Genomic DNA, 16,146 nt, shown 5'->3' with positions numbered 1-16,146 from the left:
GAGAACTAGACGTCCAGCTCGCTTTCGATGCGCTTGAGCTGGTGCCGGGCCATGGCGAGGTTGGCGCGCTCCTTGTCCAGGGCCAGATACAGGAACAGGCCGCTGTTGTTGCGGGACTTCAGGAGCCGGATCAGGTGGTACTGGCCGCCCAGGGTGATCAGGATGTCCTCGATCTCGTCCTTGAGGCCGAGCATCTCCATGGTGCGCACCTTGGCGCGGACCACATCGGTGTTGCCGGCCGCCGCCACGGACAGATCGAGGTCCTTGCTGCCGCCCAGCGTGCCGAGGGCCATTCCGCTGCTGTAGTCGACGAGGGCCGCACCCAGGGTGCCCTCGATGCCGGTCATTGCTTCCTTGAGGGCGGTCTCGGTATTGATCATGGGCGTCGCACTTCCTCTTCGTTTGTTCGGGGAGCGGGGGGAGGGAGGATTCATGGTGGGGTGTTCTCCAGTCGTTCGAGCGCGCCGTCGATCAGCACGCCGATACGGGCGCTGGACCGGCGAGCCTCCAAGCGGAGCCGGCCGACGTTGGTCCAGGGCTCTGTCACAAGCGCGAGGACGGCGCTGGAGCCGGCGGTGCAGACGACCACCCAGCCGTGCTCGCCGCGCATCAGGAACTCGTCGACGACGCCCTGACCGGCGACGTCGGCCAGCCGCAGGGCCGCCCCGAGCACCTCCGAGGTGCGGGCGCCGAGGCGGCCCGCGGGGGCGCCGGTGACGCTCTCGGCCAGTACCCGACCGCCGTCGCCCACGACGAGCGCGCCGGTCACCTGCGGCACACAGGCCCGCAGTCGCCCGAGCTCACCGGTCAACTCGGCCTCTGCCGCCATGACTTGTCTCCTTTCGGCTCGGCGCCGGATCGTGCGTCTCATGGGGGAGCCCCGGACCCGGCGGTCGATTGCGGCTTCAAAGACGGGCCTCCAGGGCGTCGCGGACACGCCGCAGCAGGGCGATGTCGGGGGCGTACACGTCGTCCGGCACGAGGTCCGGCGCCCGGGGGCGGGCCGTCAGCGACCGGCTGGGGGGATCGCCGCGGCCGGTCGGGGGATCGGGCGGCAGACAGGGGTCGATCAGCCCGGCGACGGCGAGGCGCCGCACCTCGAGGAGCACGTGGAAGGCAGGCCTGCCCAGTGCGCCGGCGATGTCGGTGGGCGTACGCGATCCGTCGGCCAGCGCCAGGACGGCGCGCAGTCGCCCGGGGACGCACTGTCCGGCCGCCGGTGGGCGGCGCACCAGCGGCCGGTCGTCGAGGTGCGGGCCCGGCCACAGGCCGTCCAACAGCCGTCTGCGGCGCAGCGATTCACCGATGACCCGCTGCACGGCGACGGACCACGGCCGGTCGCCGGCGCGGGCCGTGCCGTGCCGGAACCGGGTCGGCCCGCCGTGCGGGGCCAGTGCGAAGTACGCGGCGTCGAACAGCGCGCTCAGACGGCACAGTTCGAGCTCCCCGAGGGACAGCCGGCCGTTCTTGACCAGGTGCTCGGCCGCGCGGTGCGGATCGCCGGCGCCGGCCCGTGCCTCGTCCCAGTCCGCCTGCGAGAGGCGGCCCTGCGCGATCAGGAGGGTGTCGAGGCCGGGGGAGCGCGGGCTCTCGGCGTGCACCACCTGCCCGTCGACGAGATGGAGCGTGCCCGGCTCCCGCTGCAGCGCTCCGGTGGCGCGCTCCGCGGCCAGGCGCAGCAGCATGGTGGAGCGGACGGGCAGGGTGGTCGCCGCCGCGGGCGACGTGGTTCTCACTGCAGGACCAGCCGTCTGGTCAGGTCCTGCAGGCGCAGCCGGGCGAGCGCGAGATTGCCGGCGTCGCGGTCCAGCCACAGGTGCAGGAACACGCTGCTGTCGAGGGTGCCTTCGACGAAGCGTATGAGGTGGTAGCCGTCGCGGGTGGTGATGATCAGGTCCTCGACCGGGTACGCGGGGTCCGCGTCCGCGTCGGGGGCATCGTCCGTGCGCTCGGGGGCTTCCGGACCGGCGGGTATCCGGGCACCGCCCGGATCGAACGCGCCGGACTCCATCACCAGCCTGGCCAGCTCCGCCGTCCGCGCGGCAGCCGTCTCGGGGTCCCCGCCGGGCGACTCACCGGCACAGTGCAGGGCGAAGCCGCAGGTCCAGTCGACCAGCGCGGCGCCCCGCGCGCCGGGCACGCTGATCGCTTCGAGCAGACTCACATCGATCCCGGGCACCCGAAATCCCCTCCCTGCACCGCCGGTTGGCGCACATCTCGCGCCGGGGTGACGAGGAGGCTATGCAGGCATGGTGGCCGGAATAGGGGAGTGGCACATTCCAGAGGAACTTGCCCAAGTTCGACAGTCCCGCGCTCCATCCGGCGCGGCTCCTGTCCTGTTTCCGTGACTTGTATCGCTCAAAAGAGGCAAGCGGAAGGGTTTGTACGATGCCGGGATGACGACCATCACCCTCGTCCGGGGCGACATCACCGAGCAGTCCGCCGACGCGCTCGTCAACGCCGCCAACTCGTCCCTCCTGGGCGGCGGAGGCGTGGACGGAGCCATCCACCGGCGCGGCGGCCCCGAGATCCTCGCCGCCTGCCGCAAGCTGCGCGCCGGCCACTACGGCAAGGGCCTGCCCACCGGTCGCGCCGTGGCCACCACGGCGGGGCGGCTCGACGCGCGATGGGTGATCCACACGGTCGGCCCGGTATGGCAGGGCCCCGGCAGCGACCCGGAGCGGCTCGCCTCCTGCTACCGCGAATCCCTGCGCGTGGCCGACGAGTTGGGGGCGCGCACGGTCGCCTTCCCGGCGATCTCCACCGGGGTGTACCGCTGGCCGCTCGACGAGGCCGCCCGGGTCGCGCTGGACACGGTGCGCGGCGCGCGTACGGAGGTCGAGGAGGTGGGGTTCGTGCTCTTCGACGAGCGGGCGTACGAGGCCTTCGCGGCTTGCGCGGATCTCGCGTAGGCCCCACGCCGGGGCCCGAGGCGCCGCGGTCGGCGTGCACCTCGCGCGGCCCCGAGGTGTTCGCGCTCTGCGCGGACCTCGCCCAGCCCCGCCACCGCGCCCCGAGGTTGATGTCGGATTCTCGCCAGCCATCCCCCTGACCTTGGGCGAAGCTATATCCATGCACACCGACACCGAGAGCTGCGTACGCGCCGTCCAGTCCAAGGACGCACGCTTCGACGGCTGGTTCTTCACCGCGGTCACGAGCACGAAGATCTACTGCCGCCCCAGCTGTCCGGTCGTGCCGCCCAAGCCCGAGAACATGCGCTTCTATCCGAGCGCGGCCGCCTGCCAGCAGGCCGGATTCCGTGCCTGCAAGCGCTGCCGCCCCGACACCAGCCCCGGCTCCCCGGAGTGGAACCACCGCGCCGACCTCGTGGCCCGCGCCATGCGCCTCATCGGCGACGGCATCGTCGACCGCGAGGGCGTGCCGGGCCTGGCCGCCCGGCTCGGCTACAGCACCCGGCAGATCGAGCGGCAGCTGCTCGCCGAGCTCGGCGCGGGTCCGCTCGCCCTGGCCCGCGCCCAGCGCGCGCAGACCGCTCGGCTGCTGATCGAGACCACCGAACTGCCCATGGCGGAGATCGCGTTCGCCGCCGGATTCGCCTCGATCCGCACCTTCAACGACACGGTCCGCGAGGTCTTCGCCCTCACCCCGGGCGACCTGCGCACCCGCGCCGCCCGCGGCCTGCGCACCGCCGAGCGGACCCCCGGCGTCCTGAGCCTCCGCCTCCCGTTCCGCGCCCCCCTCAACCCCGACAACCTCTTCGGCCACCTCGCCGCCACCGCCGTACCCGGCGTGGAGGAGTGGCGCGAGGGCGCCTACCGCCGCACGCTCCGCCTCCCGTACGGACACGGCGTCGTCGCCCTCACCCCGAACCCCGACCACATCGCCTGCCGCCTCGCCCTCACCGACCAGCGCGACCTCACCGTCGCCATCAGCCGCTGCCGCCGCATGCTCGACCTCGACGCCGACCCGGTCGCCGTGGACGAACAGCTCAGCGCCGACCCGCTGCTCGCGCCCCTCGTCGCGAAGGCCCCGGGCCGCCGCGTGCCGCGCACGGTGGACGAGGCGGAGTTCGCGGTACGCGCCGTCCTGGGCCAGCAGGTCTCCACGGCCGCCGCCCGCACCCACGCGGCCCGCCTGGTCACCGCGCACGGCGAGGAGATCGACGACCCCGAGGGCGGCCTCACCCACCTCTTCCCCTCGCCGCAGGCGCTGGCCGCGCTCGACCCCGAGTCGCTCGCCCTGCCGCGCAGCCGCCGCACCACCCTGACCACGCTGGTCGGCCAACTGGCGGACGGAACCCTCGACTTGGGCGTCGAACGCGACTGGGACGAGGCACGCGCCAAGCTCAACGCACTGCCCGGGTTCGGGCCCTGGACCGTCGAAGTGATCGCCATGCGGGCGCTCGGCGACCCGGACGCGTTCCTCCCCTCCGACCTGGGGATCCGGCGGGCGGCGGCCGACCTCGGCCTGCCGTCGACCCCGGCGGCGCTCACCGCGCGGGCCGCGGCCTGGCAGCCGTGGCGGGCGTACGCCGTCCAATACCTGTGGGCGACGGACGACCACCCCATCAACCACCTTCCCGCGTAACCCGTGTAAGGAGCCACACACATGGCCCAGAACAAGCAGCACATGGTGATCGACAGCCCCTACGGCCCGCTCACCCTCGTCGCCACCGACGGCGTCCTCTCCGGCCTCTACATGACCGACCAGCGCCACCGCCCTGCCGAGGAGACCTTTGGCGTCCTTGACGACGAGCCCTTCTCACACGTCATCCAGCAGCTGGAGGCCTACTTCAAGGGCGAGTTGACCGACTTCGACCTGCCCCTGCACCTGCACGGCACGGACTTCCAGCGCAGCGTCTGGGCCGAGCTCCGGAAGATCCCGTACGGCGAGACCCGGTCGTACGGCGAACTCGCCGAGGCCCTCGGCAACCCGGCCGCGTCCCGCGCGGTCGGCCTCGCCAACGGCAAGAACCCGATCGGCATCATCGTCCCCTGCCACCGCGTCGTCGGCGCCAACGGCAGCCTCACCGGCTATGGCGGCGGCCTCGACCGCAAGCAGCGCCTCCTGGAGTTCGAGGGCGGGGCGGAGGCGGAGCAGGCGCTGTTCTAGGGTCGTCGCCAGGTACAGGGGAGACACGGGGGAAGGGCAAGGCGTGTCAAAGGTCGTATGGCTGGACGAATCGGGGTGGCGGTCAAGGCCGCAGCCGGGCGGCGAGCCCCTGCTCCGGATCCTCGTCGACGAAGAGGATCTGCGGACCCACCCCGACGGCGCCGCGCCCCTCGCCTACCTGGAACGGGCCCTGCCGCCCGGCGGCGTCGCCGCGTACAAACAGGCCCGCAAGCAGGGCGTCCGGACCTTCGCGCTCTGGTTCGACGCCCACCGCGGACAGCCCTTCGCGTACGTCACCACCAAGTCCGCGGCCAAGGGCGCGTCGGCGACGTACGAAGTACTCGGCGCGAGCGGCGAACCGGTCGCGCTGATCGGGCGCGAACCGGCCCTGCGCGGCGCCGTGCGCACCCGCTGGACCGTGCAGCAGGCGGGCCAGGCACCGTTCGCCGGCCGCAAGGGCAACCCCTTCTGGTGGTGCGTGTGGTGGCTGATCTCGCCCGTCCAACTGGCCATCGGTGTCGCCGCGATGATCGGCGGGGACGGCGATGTGGCCCGGATGCCGCGCCGCACGAAATGGCGCCGGAACGGCCGGGTCGCCCTCGACTGGCAGAGCGGCGGGTCCGGCTTCCGGCTCCACGTCCACGACGAACAGCTGGACCCGCGCGCGATCGCCGCCCTGGTCGCGCTGGTGCGCAGCCACGACGGCGCGCTGGGGCACGCCTGGGACAAGCTGCCGTAGGTCAGCCCGCCAGCCGTTCGAGCAGCGCCGGCAGCGCGGTCCCGATCGGCTCGCGGATCACCTCGTGCGCCAGCCCGTCGTACGGCGTCGGCTCGGCGTTCACGATGATCAGGCGGGCCCCGTGCTCGGCGGCGATCCCGGCCAGCGAGGCTGCGGGCTGCACCTGCAGCGTCGTACCGACCGCCACGAAGACCTCACAGGCCTTGGCGATCCCCATCGCCTCGCCGAGCACGACGGGGTCGAGGCCCTCGCCGAACATGACGGTCGCCGACTTCAGGATCCCGCCGCAGGTCAGGCATGAGGGATCGGCCTCGCCCGCCTCGACCCGGACCAGCGCGTCCGCCATCGACGTACGGGCATGGCACCGGGTGCACACCACCGACCGCGCGGTGCCGTGCAGTTCATGGACCTTGCGGGCGGAGACGCCGGCCAGCTGGTGCAGCCCGTCGACGTTCTGTGTGATGACCCGCACCGGGTTCCCGGCGCGCTCGAAGGCGGCGATGGCCTCGTGCGCGACATTCGGCTCGGCGCTCCAGGTCGCGCTGGTGCGCCGCATCTGCCAGGAGCGGCGGCGGATCTCCGGATCGGCCATGTAGTACTCGTACGTGACGAGCTTCTCGGCCTCGGGATCGCGTCGCCACAGGCCGTTCGGCCCGCGGTAGTCGGGGATGCCGGAGTCGGTGGAGATCCCGGCGCCGCTGAGGATGGCGACCATGGTCATGCAGCGAGCGTACGCAGCCACCCTCGGCCCCGGCCAGCGCATTTGGGTCCGGGCGAACGAGGCACCGGGCCGGACGTCTACCTGCCGACCCGGGCCCAAGTCCCCTAGACCCGCTCCCCGTTCACCAGCTCGGCCGGCCCCGTGCCCGCCTCCAGCGCGGCCAGGGCGGCCCGGATCCTGGCGACCGTGCGCGGGGGACCATACCCGTCGAGTTCCTTGACCGTGACCAGCTGCCAGGAGTCCAGTTCCTCCTCCTGCAGCACGATCGCGTCGAGCTGCTCCTGCGTGAGCACCCCGCCGTCGTACAGATAGGCGGCGATCGGCGGCCGGTCCGGCCCAGGCACCCAGTCGATCGCGAGCAGCCGGCCCGGCGCCACGTCCAGGCCGATCTCCTCCAGGGTCTCGCGCCGGGCGGCCTCGCGGGGCGTCTCCTCGTCGTCCGACTCGATGGTTCCGCCGGGCAGGGCCAGGCCCTCGCGGTAGTTGGGGTCGAGGATCAGCACGCGGCCCTCGCCGTCGCGGAAGAGCATGGCGGCACCGGCGAGGATCTTGGGCAGGCCGGCGATGTACGTGGCGTAGTCGAGAGTGGTCACGCAGGGCAGCGTAATCGCTGCGGACAGCTCGTCCGGATCACCCGGAGAGCGTCGCCAACCGTACGGTCCGCGCCGCCAGTTCACCGATCCACGCCCCGGCGAGCGTCTGCGTCAGGGCGGCGTTCGCCGTGTCCGTGGTGAACGCCGCCGGGATCAGCGCGGCCGCGAACATCGTTCAACCGATGCCCGGCCGTCAGGTGCGGTCAGTCCTCGTCCTGGGTGCGCGACTTCACGATGCGCCGCAACCGGTGGTGACGTACCGGCGAACCCTGCTCGGAGACCGCGTCGCCCACCATCGTCTTCACCGCGTCCCGCAGGCCGTGCAGGGCGTGGCTGCGGGGCGGGCCCGCGCCCGGGTCCTCGCGCAGCTCCTTCAGCAGGGCCCAGCACAGGGCCAGCATCACGAGCACGAAGGGCAGCGCGACCAGGATCGTCGCGCTCTGCAGCGAGCTCAGGCCGCCCGCGACCAGGAGCACCGCGGCGACCGCCGCCATCAGCACGCCCCAGACGACGACCAGCCAGGTCCGCGGGTGCAGCGCGCCCCGGCTGGTCAGCGAACCCATCACCAGGGACGCCGAGTCGGCGCTCGTCACGAAGTACGTCATGACCAGGAGCATCGCCACCCACGAGGTGACCGTGCCGATCGGCAGGGCGTCCAGCATCGCGAACAGCGAGGCCTCCGGGCCCTCGTTCACCTTGGCCGCCATGTCGGCCTTGCCCGTCTCGTCCAGGCGGATGCCGGTGCCGCCCATCACGCAGAACCAGATGACCGTCGCGCCGCTGGGCACGAGCAGCACCCCGATGAGGAACTCACGGATCGTGCGGCCGCGCGAGATCCGCGCGATGAAGGTGCCGACGAACGGCGCCCACGACATCCACCACGCCCAGTAGAAGATCGTCCACTTGCCCAGCCAGGAGCTGTCGGTGAAGGCGCCGGTGCGGGTCGCCATCGGGATCAGGCGGAACAGGTAGTTGCCGACGCTCGCCGGGATCGCGTCGAGGATGTAGACCGTCGGGCCGAGGACGAACACGAAGAGCATCAGGCACGAGGCCAGCACGATGTTGATGGTGCTGAGCCACTTCACACCCTTGTGCAGCCCCGAGAAGGCCGAGGCCACGAACGCGGCGCCGAGGGCGACGATGATGATCAGCTCGACCGTGACGGAGTCCTCGACGCCCGCCGTCAGATGCAGGCCCGTGGCCACCTGCAGCGCGCCGACCCCGAGACTCGTCGCCGTGCCGAAGACCGTCGCGAACATGGCGAGCAGATCGATCAGCCGGCCCGGCCAGCCCGCCACCCGCTCCTCGCCGAGCAACGGTACGAAGACCGAGCTCAGCCGGTTGCCGCGGCCCTTGCGGAAGCCCGCGTAGGCGAGGGCGAGGCCCGCGATGCCGTAGATCGCCCAGGGCGTGAACGTCCAGTGGAAGAACGAGTACTGCAGGGCCGTGCCCGCGGCCCCCGGCGTCCGCTCGTCCATGCCGGTCCCGGGCGGCGGGGTCAGGTAGTGCTGCAGGGGCTCACCGACGCCGTAGAACATCAAGCCGATGCCCATGCCGGCGCTGAACATCATCGCGATCCACGCGAGGTTCGTGAACTCCGGCCTGGAGTCGTCGGGGCCGAGCCGGATCCGGCCGAACCGGCTGATCGCGATCACCGCGCAGAACACCAGGAAGATGTCGGCGGCGATCACGAAGAGCCAGGCGAAGTTGGCCAGGACCCAGGCGAGCGCGGTGGACGAGGCACTCTCGAACGACTTCTTGCCGAGCGCGGCCCAGGCCACCACGGCCAGTACGGCGACCACGCCGATGCCGACCAGGGTCAGGTCCGGGGCGTTGTCCTCGGGTGGGTCCGGAGGTGCGGCGGGCTGGGTTTGATCGATCGTTTCCGTGCTCATGACGCCCCACTATGGTGGGAAATCAGCTGATTTATGGGGTGGGCACGCCGTCCTCGGGCGTCTCGACGTGAGGGCCGTCATGGGCACGAAGGCCCCTCGGAGGTTAAGGTCGCAGCGGCGCGACTGCCTTGACGCGAGCAAGGCCCGGAAAGCAAGGGGATCCAAGGTGGCGGACGCTGCAGCAACGGCGGCAGAAGGTAACAGCAGGCGTGTGCTGATAGCCGCGGACAAGTTCAAGGGTTCGCTCACGGCCGTGCAGGTCGCCGAGCGAGTGACGGCCGGTCTGCGCCGGGTGGCCCCGGACGTACAGATCGAGGCCCTGCCGGTGGCCGATGGCGGCGACGGCACCGTCGCGGCCGCGGTGGCGGGCGGCTTCGAGCGCCGCGAAGTGCGGGTGACCGGGCCGGTGGGCACCGAGGTCACGGCGGCGTACGCGCTGCGCGGGGACACGGCGGTCGTCGAGATGGCCGAGGCCTCCGGCCTCCAGCTCCTTCCCGAGGGTGTCTTCGCCCCCCTCACCTCCACCACCTACGGCTCCGGCGAGCTGCTGCTCGCCGCGCTCGACGCGGGGGCGCGCACGATCGTCTTCGGCGTCGGCGGCAGTGCGACCACCGACGGCGGGGCCGGGATGCTGGCCGCGCTCGGTGCGAAGTTCCTGGACGCGGACGGTGAGCCGGTCGCCCCCGGTGGCGGGCCCCTGCGGGACCTGGCCACGGCGGACCTGTCCGGCATCGACCCGCGTTTCGCCGAGGTCGACCTGGTCCTCGCCAGCGACGTGGACAACCCGCTCACGGGCCCCAAGGGTGCCCCGGCGGTGTACGGGCCCCAGAAGGGTGCCTCGCCCGAGGACGTGGCCACGCTGGACGCGGCCCTCGCGCACTTCGCGCTGGTCCTGGAGAAGTCGGTCGGGCCCCAGGCCGCGGAGTTCGCCGCGTCCCCCGGTGCGGGTGCCGCGGGTGGCATCGGCTATGGCGCGCTGGTCGCGCTCGGTGCGCGGTTCCGGGCCGGCATCGAGGTCATGCTCGACGTCCTGGGCTTCGCCCCGGCCCTTTCGCGGGCCACGCTCGTGATCACGGGTGAGGGGTCGCTGGACGAGCAGACGCTGCACGGGAAGGCTCCGGCGGGGGTCGCTGCGGCGGCGCGTGCCGCTAGGGTGCCGGTCGTCGCGGTCTGCGGCCGCCTCGCTCTCACCGAGGAGGCGCTGGCCGGGGCCGGGATCGAGCGGGCCTATCCGCTGACTTCGGTCGAGCCGGATGTCGCCAAGTGCATCGCGGAGGCGGGGCCCATCCTGGAGCGGGTGGCGGAGCAGATCGCTCGGGACCGGCTGGTCTGAGGCTTCTTTTCCCCCACCCCGCCCCTTCCCGTAAGGCTGCCGCCGGCTTCAAAAGACTGTCCTCAAACGCCGGACGGGCTGATTCATCGCTGATGAATCAGCCCGTCCGGCGTTTGAGGACACCGCCCGCAGGGCGGAAGGCTTCGCAGAATTTCGGGAAGGGGCGGGGTGGGGAATTCTCATCCTTGCGTCAGCCGATGCGCATCCAACGCCAGCGTCATCTCCGTAAGGTCCCGCGGCCGGGACAGAGACCGCGACGTCAGCTGCTCCAAGCGCTTCAAGCGGTTGAACACCGTATTGCGGTGGCAATAGAGCCGCCCGGCCGCCCGCCCGGCAGACCCCTCACACGCCAACCACGCGTCCAGCGTCTCCAGCAACACCGCCCGATCCGCCGGATCAAGCCCGAGCAGCGCATCGAAGACGTCGGACACGAGCAGCTGCGCAAGCTCCGGCTGCGAAACCACCAGCGCGGCCGACATCCGCCGGTCGAGCCGCACGATCCCCGTCGTATCCGGCGCACACGTCCTGAGCGCCAACTCCGCGAGCTGCCGCGCCCGCCCCAGTTCGGCGAGCCCCTCCACCACGGGGCTGATCCCGCCCGGCCCGGGACAGCGTCCGTCGAGCAGCGAGGCCAGCGCGTCGAGCCCCGTGTCGGGGGCGAGCGCCGCCACCCCCAGCTCGCAGTCGGCCCGCATCCGCCACACGAACCGCACCCCCGTGCCCTGGATGAGCCGGTGGAACGGCTCGCGCCCGTCCCGCCGCTCGACCCGCAGCACCACCACCGCGTACCGCCCCTGCTCGGGCAGATCGAGCCCGGCGGCGGCGCGTGAGGTGAGTTCGGGGTCGCGGCGCCCGTCCAGGAGCGCGTCGAGGAGCGCCTGCAGCCGCTCGTCCGTACGCCGCCGAAGCTCCAGCTCGGTCGCCCGGTACGCCTCCGAGACCGTGTCCACCTGCTCGTCCACCGCGGACCACACCATGGTCGCCGACTGCATCGCCACCGCGGCCCGCTCCGGATCCTGCGCCCCCGCAGCGTCGAGCAGCGACTCCCAGGTCAACCGCCCCGCCTCCCGGTAGGCGTTCACCAGCAGATCGAGCGGCAACCCTTGCTGGGCCCGCCGCCGGCCGAGCAGCTCGGCATGGGCCAGGTCGCGGCGCGGCGAGGCACGCGGCGCCCGCATCGCCTCGATGCCTATCCGCATCGCCTCCTCGGCCTCGCGCCAGTGCTGGTCGTAGGGGATGACCAGGCCGTACGTCGGCGACTGCGCGGCGAGGCGCCGCAAGTACTCGTCGACCATGTCCGGGAGCTTCTCCAGGAGGGTGCCGCACGCCTGCGCGAGCAGCTTCCAGTCGTGCCCCGTACGGGGTCTGCGCGCCACCATGAGCCGGAGGATGCCACCCCTCGGCCCGCAGCGGCAGACCCCTGACGTGGGGTGTTGTGCGCGTGCACAACAGGGCGCGGTTCCCGCTGGTCACGGGCAGCACGTCGGCCCCGCGACGTAGACGTACCGACCGGTCGGTGCTGAGCTGTGCGCCACGCAGGACCTGCCGGTCGGAACGTGAGTCTGCCGGACCCCGGAACCCGGGAGCCGCCCGACGCGGACCGGCAGTACCTGAGACGTGCGGAATCCGTGCCGGACCCCCGGACCGGACCCGGACCGCAACCTGGATCGGACCCCGGACCGGACCGGTCCCGGGCCACACCGGACCTGCGGACCCCCCGCCAGACCTAGCCCCAGCCCCAGCCCCAGACCCCAGAACCCGCCACAGGCCCCATCCCGCACCCGTCCCCCGACGGACCGCCGGGGCCCAACAGTCCAGAGAGGGGAGCCATGGGAGGTGCCGCACTCGAAGTACGGGACCTGTCCGTCGGATACGGACCCGTGCGAGCCCTGCGCCAGGTGTCGCTCCAGGTGCCCGAGGGCGCCGTCGTCACCGTGCTCGGCTCCAACGGCGCAGGCAAGTCCACGCTCCTGCGCGCCATTTCCCGCACGCTGTCGTTCCACGGCGGCGCCGTGACCGGTGGGGCCCTGACCCTCGGTGGGCAGCCGCTGCACAGCCTCGCCGCGAGCCGGGTCGTCGCCGCCGGGGTGTCCCAAGTCCCGGAAGGGCGCCAGGTGTTCGCCCGGATGACGGTCGAGGACAACCTGCGCGCGGGCGCCCTCGGCTCGTCCGGCGACCGCGCGGCGAAGGCCAAGGCGCTGCGCCGCGTCCACGAGCTCTTCCCCGTCCTCGCCGAACGGTCCCGCCAGCACGCGGGCCTGCTCTCCGGCGGGGAACAGCAGATGCTCGCGGTCGGCCGGGCCCTGATGGCGTCCCCGAGACTGCTGCTGCTCGACGAGCCCTCGCTCGGCCTCGCCCCGCTCATGGCAGCCCGTATTGCCGACACGGTCCGGGAGATCAACGCGCAGGGCACCGGCGTCCTCCTGGTCGAGCAGAACGCGGCACTCGCCCTCCAACTCGCCTCGTACGCCTACGTCCTGGAGGTCGGCGAGGTCACCCTGTCCGGCCCCGCCGACGAACTGGCCGCCTCCGACGAGGTGCGCCGCCGCTACCTGGGCGTCGTCGACGAGACGGCCGCGGACGACGCGTCCGGGGCGGCGGCCAGGCACCCGGTGCTGTCCCGGTGGGAGGGCTGACATGACCGATGTCCCCACCCACGACGGCGGCCTGAGAGCCGACACCTTCCGCCATCGGGCCGGCGCACTCGGGCCACGTGGCCCGGTCCGCGTCACCGGTCGCCCCGCCGGGGCCGCGCGCCCGGTGAGAGGCGATGCGGCCGGCGTCTCTGCCCGAGTCGGCCCGGGAGCCGACACTTCCCGTCACCGGGACGAGGCTTTCGAGAGCTCCGCCCCGGGCCGCCGTACTGCCGGTCCTGCGTCCATCGCCGGCGCCGCGCCCGCCGCCGACCCGGCCGGAGGCCTGACATGACCGAGGCGCCACCCGTGACCGACGCACCCCCGACCGACGTACCCCCGCTCACCGTCAGCCAGTTGACGGTCCGCTTCGCCGGGCTCACCGCCCTCGACGCCGTCGACTTCACCGTCCGTCCCGGCACCGTGCACGCCGTCATCGGCCCCAACGGCGCCGGCAAGTCCACCACCTTCAACGTCCTCTCGGGCGTCTACCGGGCCACCTCCGGCAGCGTCCGCTTCGGCGCCGACGAGCTCACCGGCCTGCCTCCGCACCGCATCGCCGGACTCGGCATCGCCCGCACCTTCCAGAACCTCGCCCTGCCGCCGCGCGCCACGGTCGCCGACAGCCTGCTGCTCGGCCGCCACCGCCTCACCCGCACCGGGTTCGTCGCGGCGGGCCTGCGCCTGCCGTCCGCCGCCCGCGAGGAGCGGCGGCACCGCGAACGGGTCCGGGAGATCGCCGCGTTCGTCGGCATCGAGGACCAACTCGACCGTCCGGCAGGCTCGTTGGCGTACGGCCAGCAGAAGCTCGCGGAACTCGCCCGCGCCCTGTGCATGGAGCCCAAGCTGCTGCTCCTGGACGAGCCCGTCGCCGGCATGACCGCCGACGAGCGGCGCCGTACCGCAGCCGTCATCGCCGGGGTGCGCGACAGCCTCGGCATCTCGATCGTCCTTGTGGAGCACGACATGGGAGTGGTGATGCGGCTCGCCGACTCGGTGACCGTCCTGGACTTCGGCCGCCGCATCGCGGACGGCACCCCCGGCGACGTACAGAACGATCCGGCGGTCGTACGCGCCTACCTGGGCGGCAGCGACGAAGGCAGCGCAGGAACGGAGGCTGCCGCCTCATGACCACCTTCCTCGAACTCCTCCTCAACGGCGTCTCGATGGGCTCCGTCTACGCCCTGATCGCCCTCGGCTTCGTCGTCATCTTCAAGGCCACCGAAGTCGTCAACTTCGCCCATGCCTCACTGCTGTTGGCGGGCGGATACATCACCGCGATCCTGCACGACGACATCGGGTTCTGGCCCGCCCTCATCGTCGGCGTCGTGGGCGCGGCCCTGGTCGGCGCGGCCATCGAGTTCCTGGTGATGCGCCGCTACCGGGGCTCCGACCAGAGCGTCCTCGCCATCGTCACCATCGGCGTCGACATCCTTCTCGTCACCGACCTCACCCGGCGCATCGGCACCAGCGTCCTCACGGTCGGCGACCCCTGGGGCGACACGGTGGTGCCGCTCGGGCCGGTCCACATCGCCCAGACCCGCATCGCCGCCCTGATCGCCGCCGGGTTGCTCATCACCGCCTTCCTGCTGGCGTTCCGGTTCACCTCCTGGGGCGTCGCCATGCGGGCCGCCGCCGAGAGCGCGGAGACCGCGGCGCTGATGGGCGTACGCCTGGGCCGGGTGTCGATCAGTGCCTGGGCGGTGGCGGGCGGACTCGCCGCCGTGGCCGCGCTGTTCCTCACGGTCTTCCCGACCCCCGGCCTGGAGAGATCCACCTCCTTCGCCGCGATGAAGGCCTTCCCGGCCGCGATCCTCGGCGGCCTCGACTCCACCACGGGCGCGCTGGTCGGCGGCCTGATCGTCGGCGTCACCGAGTCCCTCGCCACCGGCTACCAGGGCGACTTGACGTTCCTCGGCCGCGGGCTCGGCGACCTCGGCCCCTACCTCGTCATGGTCGTCATCCTGCTGGTGCGGCCCGCAGGGCTCTTCGGGACGAAGGAGCTGGCCCGTGTCTGATGTCTCCCACGCCACCGAGTCCTCCGACGTGCTGGTCAAGTCACAGGAGCCGACGACCGGGCGCCCGCGCCCCAAGTGGCTCACCCCGTGGCGTACTTACGCATGGCTGGTGGGCGCCGTCCTCCTGCTCGCCTTCCCCTTCTACCTCGACCGCTTCTGGCTGCAGGCGGGACTGTTCGCCATGGCCGCCGCGATCGGCGCGATCGGCCTCAACCTGCTCACCGGAGCGACCGGCCAGCTCTCCATGGGCCATGCCTTCTTCCTCGCGGTGGGCGCGTACGGCTACTGCGTCTTCGCGGGTGACGGCAAGGGCGGGCTCACCGGGATCGGTCTGCCGCCGATGGTCGCGGCGGCCCTCGCGGTCGCCGTGTCGGGGGTCGCGGGCGGCCTGTTCAGCCCCATCGCGGGCCGGCTGCGCGGCGCCTATCTGGGCATCGCGACCCTCGCCCTGATCTTCATCGGCCAGCATGTGCTGTCCAATGCCCACGATCTGACGGGCGGCTTCAACGGCCGCGACGTACCTCCGCTGAGCGTCTTCGGCCTCACCTTCGACGACTCCGAAATCGTCATCGCCAACGTCCCGTTCGGGTCCGCGGAGAAGCTCTGGTACGCGGGGCTGCTCCTGCTCCTTTGCGGCGGGCTGTTCGCCCGCGGGGTGCTGCGCGGCCGCCCGGGGCGCGCCATGAACGCGATCCGCGACCACCGCATCGCGGCCGGCGTCCTCGGCGTGCCCGTCGCCCGCTACCGGGCCGGGGTGTTCGTCCTGTCGTCCATGTACGCGGGCCTCGCGGGCGTGCTGCTCGCCCTGGTCTTCCAGCGGACCGTGCCCGAGTACTTCGGCATGGCGCTGTCCCTGGAGTACCTGGCGATGATCGTCATCGGCGGGCTCGGCTCGGTGTCGGGGGCGGTGGTGGGCGCCGCCTTCGTGTCGCTCCTACCGCAGCTCCTGTCCCGCTACAGCGACGCCCTGCCGTTGGTCTCCGCCCCCGGTACGGGCGGCGTCGCACCGGGCGAGGCGTCCCGGTACCTCTACGGGGCCGCCGTCGTGGCGGTCGTGCTCTTCCTGCCCGGCGGCCTGGTGAGGCTCGCCGCCCGGCGCACCGCAGCATCAACTTCTGGGGAGGACAAATGAATTCGCGTA

The 16,146-nt window shown here is 72.4% G+C and carries 18 protein-coding genes; 9 read left to right on the top strand and 9 right to left on the bottom strand.

Annotated elements, in window-relative coordinates; translation table 11 throughout:
- Window positions 1–5: 5 nt before the first annotated feature.
- The 4 genes from OG430_RS10785 to OG430_RS10770 form a co-directional block, all read right to left on the bottom strand.
- Window positions 6–380, bottom strand: coding sequence for a hypothetical protein (locus tag OG430_RS10785; RefSeq protein WP_327352227.1), 375 nt, complete (start codon window positions 378–380; stop codon window positions 6–8).
- 50 nt (window positions 381–430) lie between these two features.
- A complete protein-coding gene (locus OG430_RS10780) occupies window positions 431–829 on the bottom strand; it encodes a roadblock/LC7 domain-containing protein (protein ID WP_327352226.1) in 399 nt (132 codons plus the stop codon).
- Between the two features lie 76 nt (window positions 830–905).
- Window positions 906–1,685 (bottom strand): transcriptional regulator, encoded by a 780-nt coding sequence (locus OG430_RS10775; RefSeq protein ID WP_327359042.1) that lies wholly within the window; start codon window positions 1,683–1,685, stop codon window positions 906–908.
- A 47-nt stretch (window positions 1,686–1,732) separates the two neighbouring features.
- Window positions 1,733–2,179 (bottom strand): hypothetical protein, encoded by a 447-nt coding sequence (locus OG430_RS10770; protein ID WP_327352225.1) that lies wholly within the window; start codon window positions 2,177–2,179, stop codon window positions 1,733–1,735.
- Window positions 2,180–2,396: 217 nt separating this feature from the next.
- On the opposite strand from OG430_RS10770, the gene OG430_RS10765 reads away from it, so the two are divergent.
- From OG430_RS10765 to OG430_RS10750, 4 genes are all read left to right on the top strand, one after another.
- Window positions 2,397–2,912, top strand: coding sequence for an O-acetyl-ADP-ribose deacetylase (locus OG430_RS10765; RefSeq protein WP_327352224.1), 516 nt, complete (start codon window positions 2,397–2,399; stop codon window positions 2,910–2,912).
- Window positions 2,913–3,072: 160 nt separating this feature from the next.
- Complete coding sequence (locus tag OG430_RS10760; RefSeq protein ID WP_327352223.1) at window positions 3,073–4,548, top strand: AlkA N-terminal domain-containing protein; 1,476 nt, start codon at window positions 3,073–3,075, stop codon at window positions 4,546–4,548.
- A gap of 21 nt (window positions 4,549–4,569) precedes the next feature.
- Window positions 4,570–5,073: a methylated-DNA--[protein]-cysteine S-methyltransferase gene (locus tag OG430_RS10755; RefSeq protein WP_327352222.1), complete on the top strand. Its 504-nt coding sequence runs from the start codon at window positions 4,570–4,572 to the stop codon at window positions 5,071–5,073.
- 43 nt (window positions 5,074–5,116) lie between these two features.
- Window positions 5,117–5,812: a hypothetical protein gene (locus OG430_RS10750; RefSeq protein WP_327352221.1), complete on the top strand. Its 696-nt coding sequence runs from the start codon at window positions 5,117–5,119 to the stop codon at window positions 5,810–5,812.
- A gap of 1 nt (window position 5,813) precedes the next feature.
- Here the strand turns inward: OG430_RS10750 and OG430_RS10745 are convergent, their stop codons facing one another.
- From OG430_RS10745 to OG430_RS10730, 4 genes are all read right to left on the bottom strand, one after another.
- Entirely contained in the window at window positions 5,814–6,533 is a 720-nt protein-coding gene (locus tag OG430_RS10745; protein ID WP_327352220.1) for an SIR2 family NAD-dependent protein deacylase, read from the bottom strand.
- A 104-nt stretch (window positions 6,534–6,637) separates the two neighbouring features.
- Window positions 6,638–7,126 carry an NUDIX hydrolase gene (locus OG430_RS10740; RefSeq protein WP_327352219.1) on the bottom strand — a complete coding sequence of 163 codons (489 nt, stop codon included), beginning with the start codon at window positions 7,124–7,126 and terminating at the stop codon, window positions 6,638–6,640.
- 37 nt (window positions 7,127–7,163) lie between these two features.
- On the bottom strand, window positions 7,164–7,298 hold the full coding sequence (locus tag OG430_RS10735) for a hypothetical protein (RefSeq protein WP_327352218.1): 135 nt from the start codon (window positions 7,296–7,298) through the stop codon (window positions 7,164–7,166).
- A gap of 31 nt (window positions 7,299–7,329) precedes the next feature.
- On the bottom strand, window positions 7,330–9,021 hold the full coding sequence (locus OG430_RS10730; protein ID WP_327352217.1) for a BCCT family transporter: 1,692 nt from the start codon (window positions 9,019–9,021) through the stop codon (window positions 7,330–7,332).
- A 211-nt stretch (window positions 9,022–9,232) separates the two neighbouring features.
- Here OG430_RS10730 and OG430_RS10725 point away from each other — a divergent pair, with 211 nt between their 5' ends.
- On the top strand, window positions 9,233–10,354 hold the full coding sequence (locus OG430_RS10725; RefSeq protein ID WP_442816465.1) for a glycerate kinase: 1,122 nt from the start codon (window positions 9,233–9,235) through the stop codon (window positions 10,352–10,354).
- Window positions 10,355–10,533: 179 nt separating this feature from the next.
- On the opposite strand, the gene OG430_RS10720 is transcribed toward OG430_RS10725, so the two are convergent.
- Window positions 10,534–11,733, bottom strand: a complete 1,200-nt coding sequence (locus OG430_RS10720) for a PucR family transcriptional regulator (RefSeq protein ID WP_327352215.1) — start codon at window positions 11,731–11,733, stop codon at window positions 10,534–10,536.
- Window positions 11,734–12,183: 450 nt separating this feature from the next.
- Here OG430_RS10720 and OG430_RS10715 point away from each other — a divergent pair, with 450 nt between their 5' ends.
- From OG430_RS10715 to OG430_RS10700, 4 genes are all read left to right on the top strand, one after another.
- Complete coding sequence (locus OG430_RS10715; protein WP_327352214.1) at window positions 12,184–12,990, top strand: ABC transporter ATP-binding protein; 807 nt, start codon at window positions 12,184–12,186, stop codon at window positions 12,988–12,990.
- 288 nt (window positions 12,991–13,278) lie between these two features.
- On the top strand, window positions 13,279–14,118 hold the full coding sequence (locus OG430_RS10710; protein WP_327352213.1) for an ABC transporter ATP-binding protein: 840 nt from the start codon (window positions 13,279–13,281) through the stop codon (window positions 14,116–14,118).
- Window positions 14,115–15,005: a branched-chain amino acid ABC transporter permease gene (locus OG430_RS10705; protein WP_327352212.1), complete on the top strand. Its 891-nt coding sequence runs from the start codon at window positions 14,115–14,117 to the stop codon at window positions 15,003–15,005. The genes OG430_RS10710 and OG430_RS10705 overlap by 4 nt, the downstream gene beginning before the upstream one ends.
- Before the next feature lie 31 nt (window positions 15,006–15,036).
- On the top strand, window positions 15,037–16,137 hold the full coding sequence (locus OG430_RS10700; RefSeq protein ID WP_442816703.1) for a branched-chain amino acid ABC transporter permease: 1,101 nt from the start codon (window positions 15,037–15,039) through the stop codon (window positions 16,135–16,137).
- Window positions 16,138–16,146 lie beyond the last annotated feature (9 nt).

The organism is Streptomyces sp. NBC_01304 (genome assembly GCF_035975855.1).
In the GTDB taxonomy this organism is placed as follows: domain Bacteria; phylum Actinomycetota; class Actinomycetes; order Streptomycetales; family Streptomycetaceae; genus Streptomyces.
This window is presented reverse-complemented; position numbering and strand designations above follow the sequence as displayed.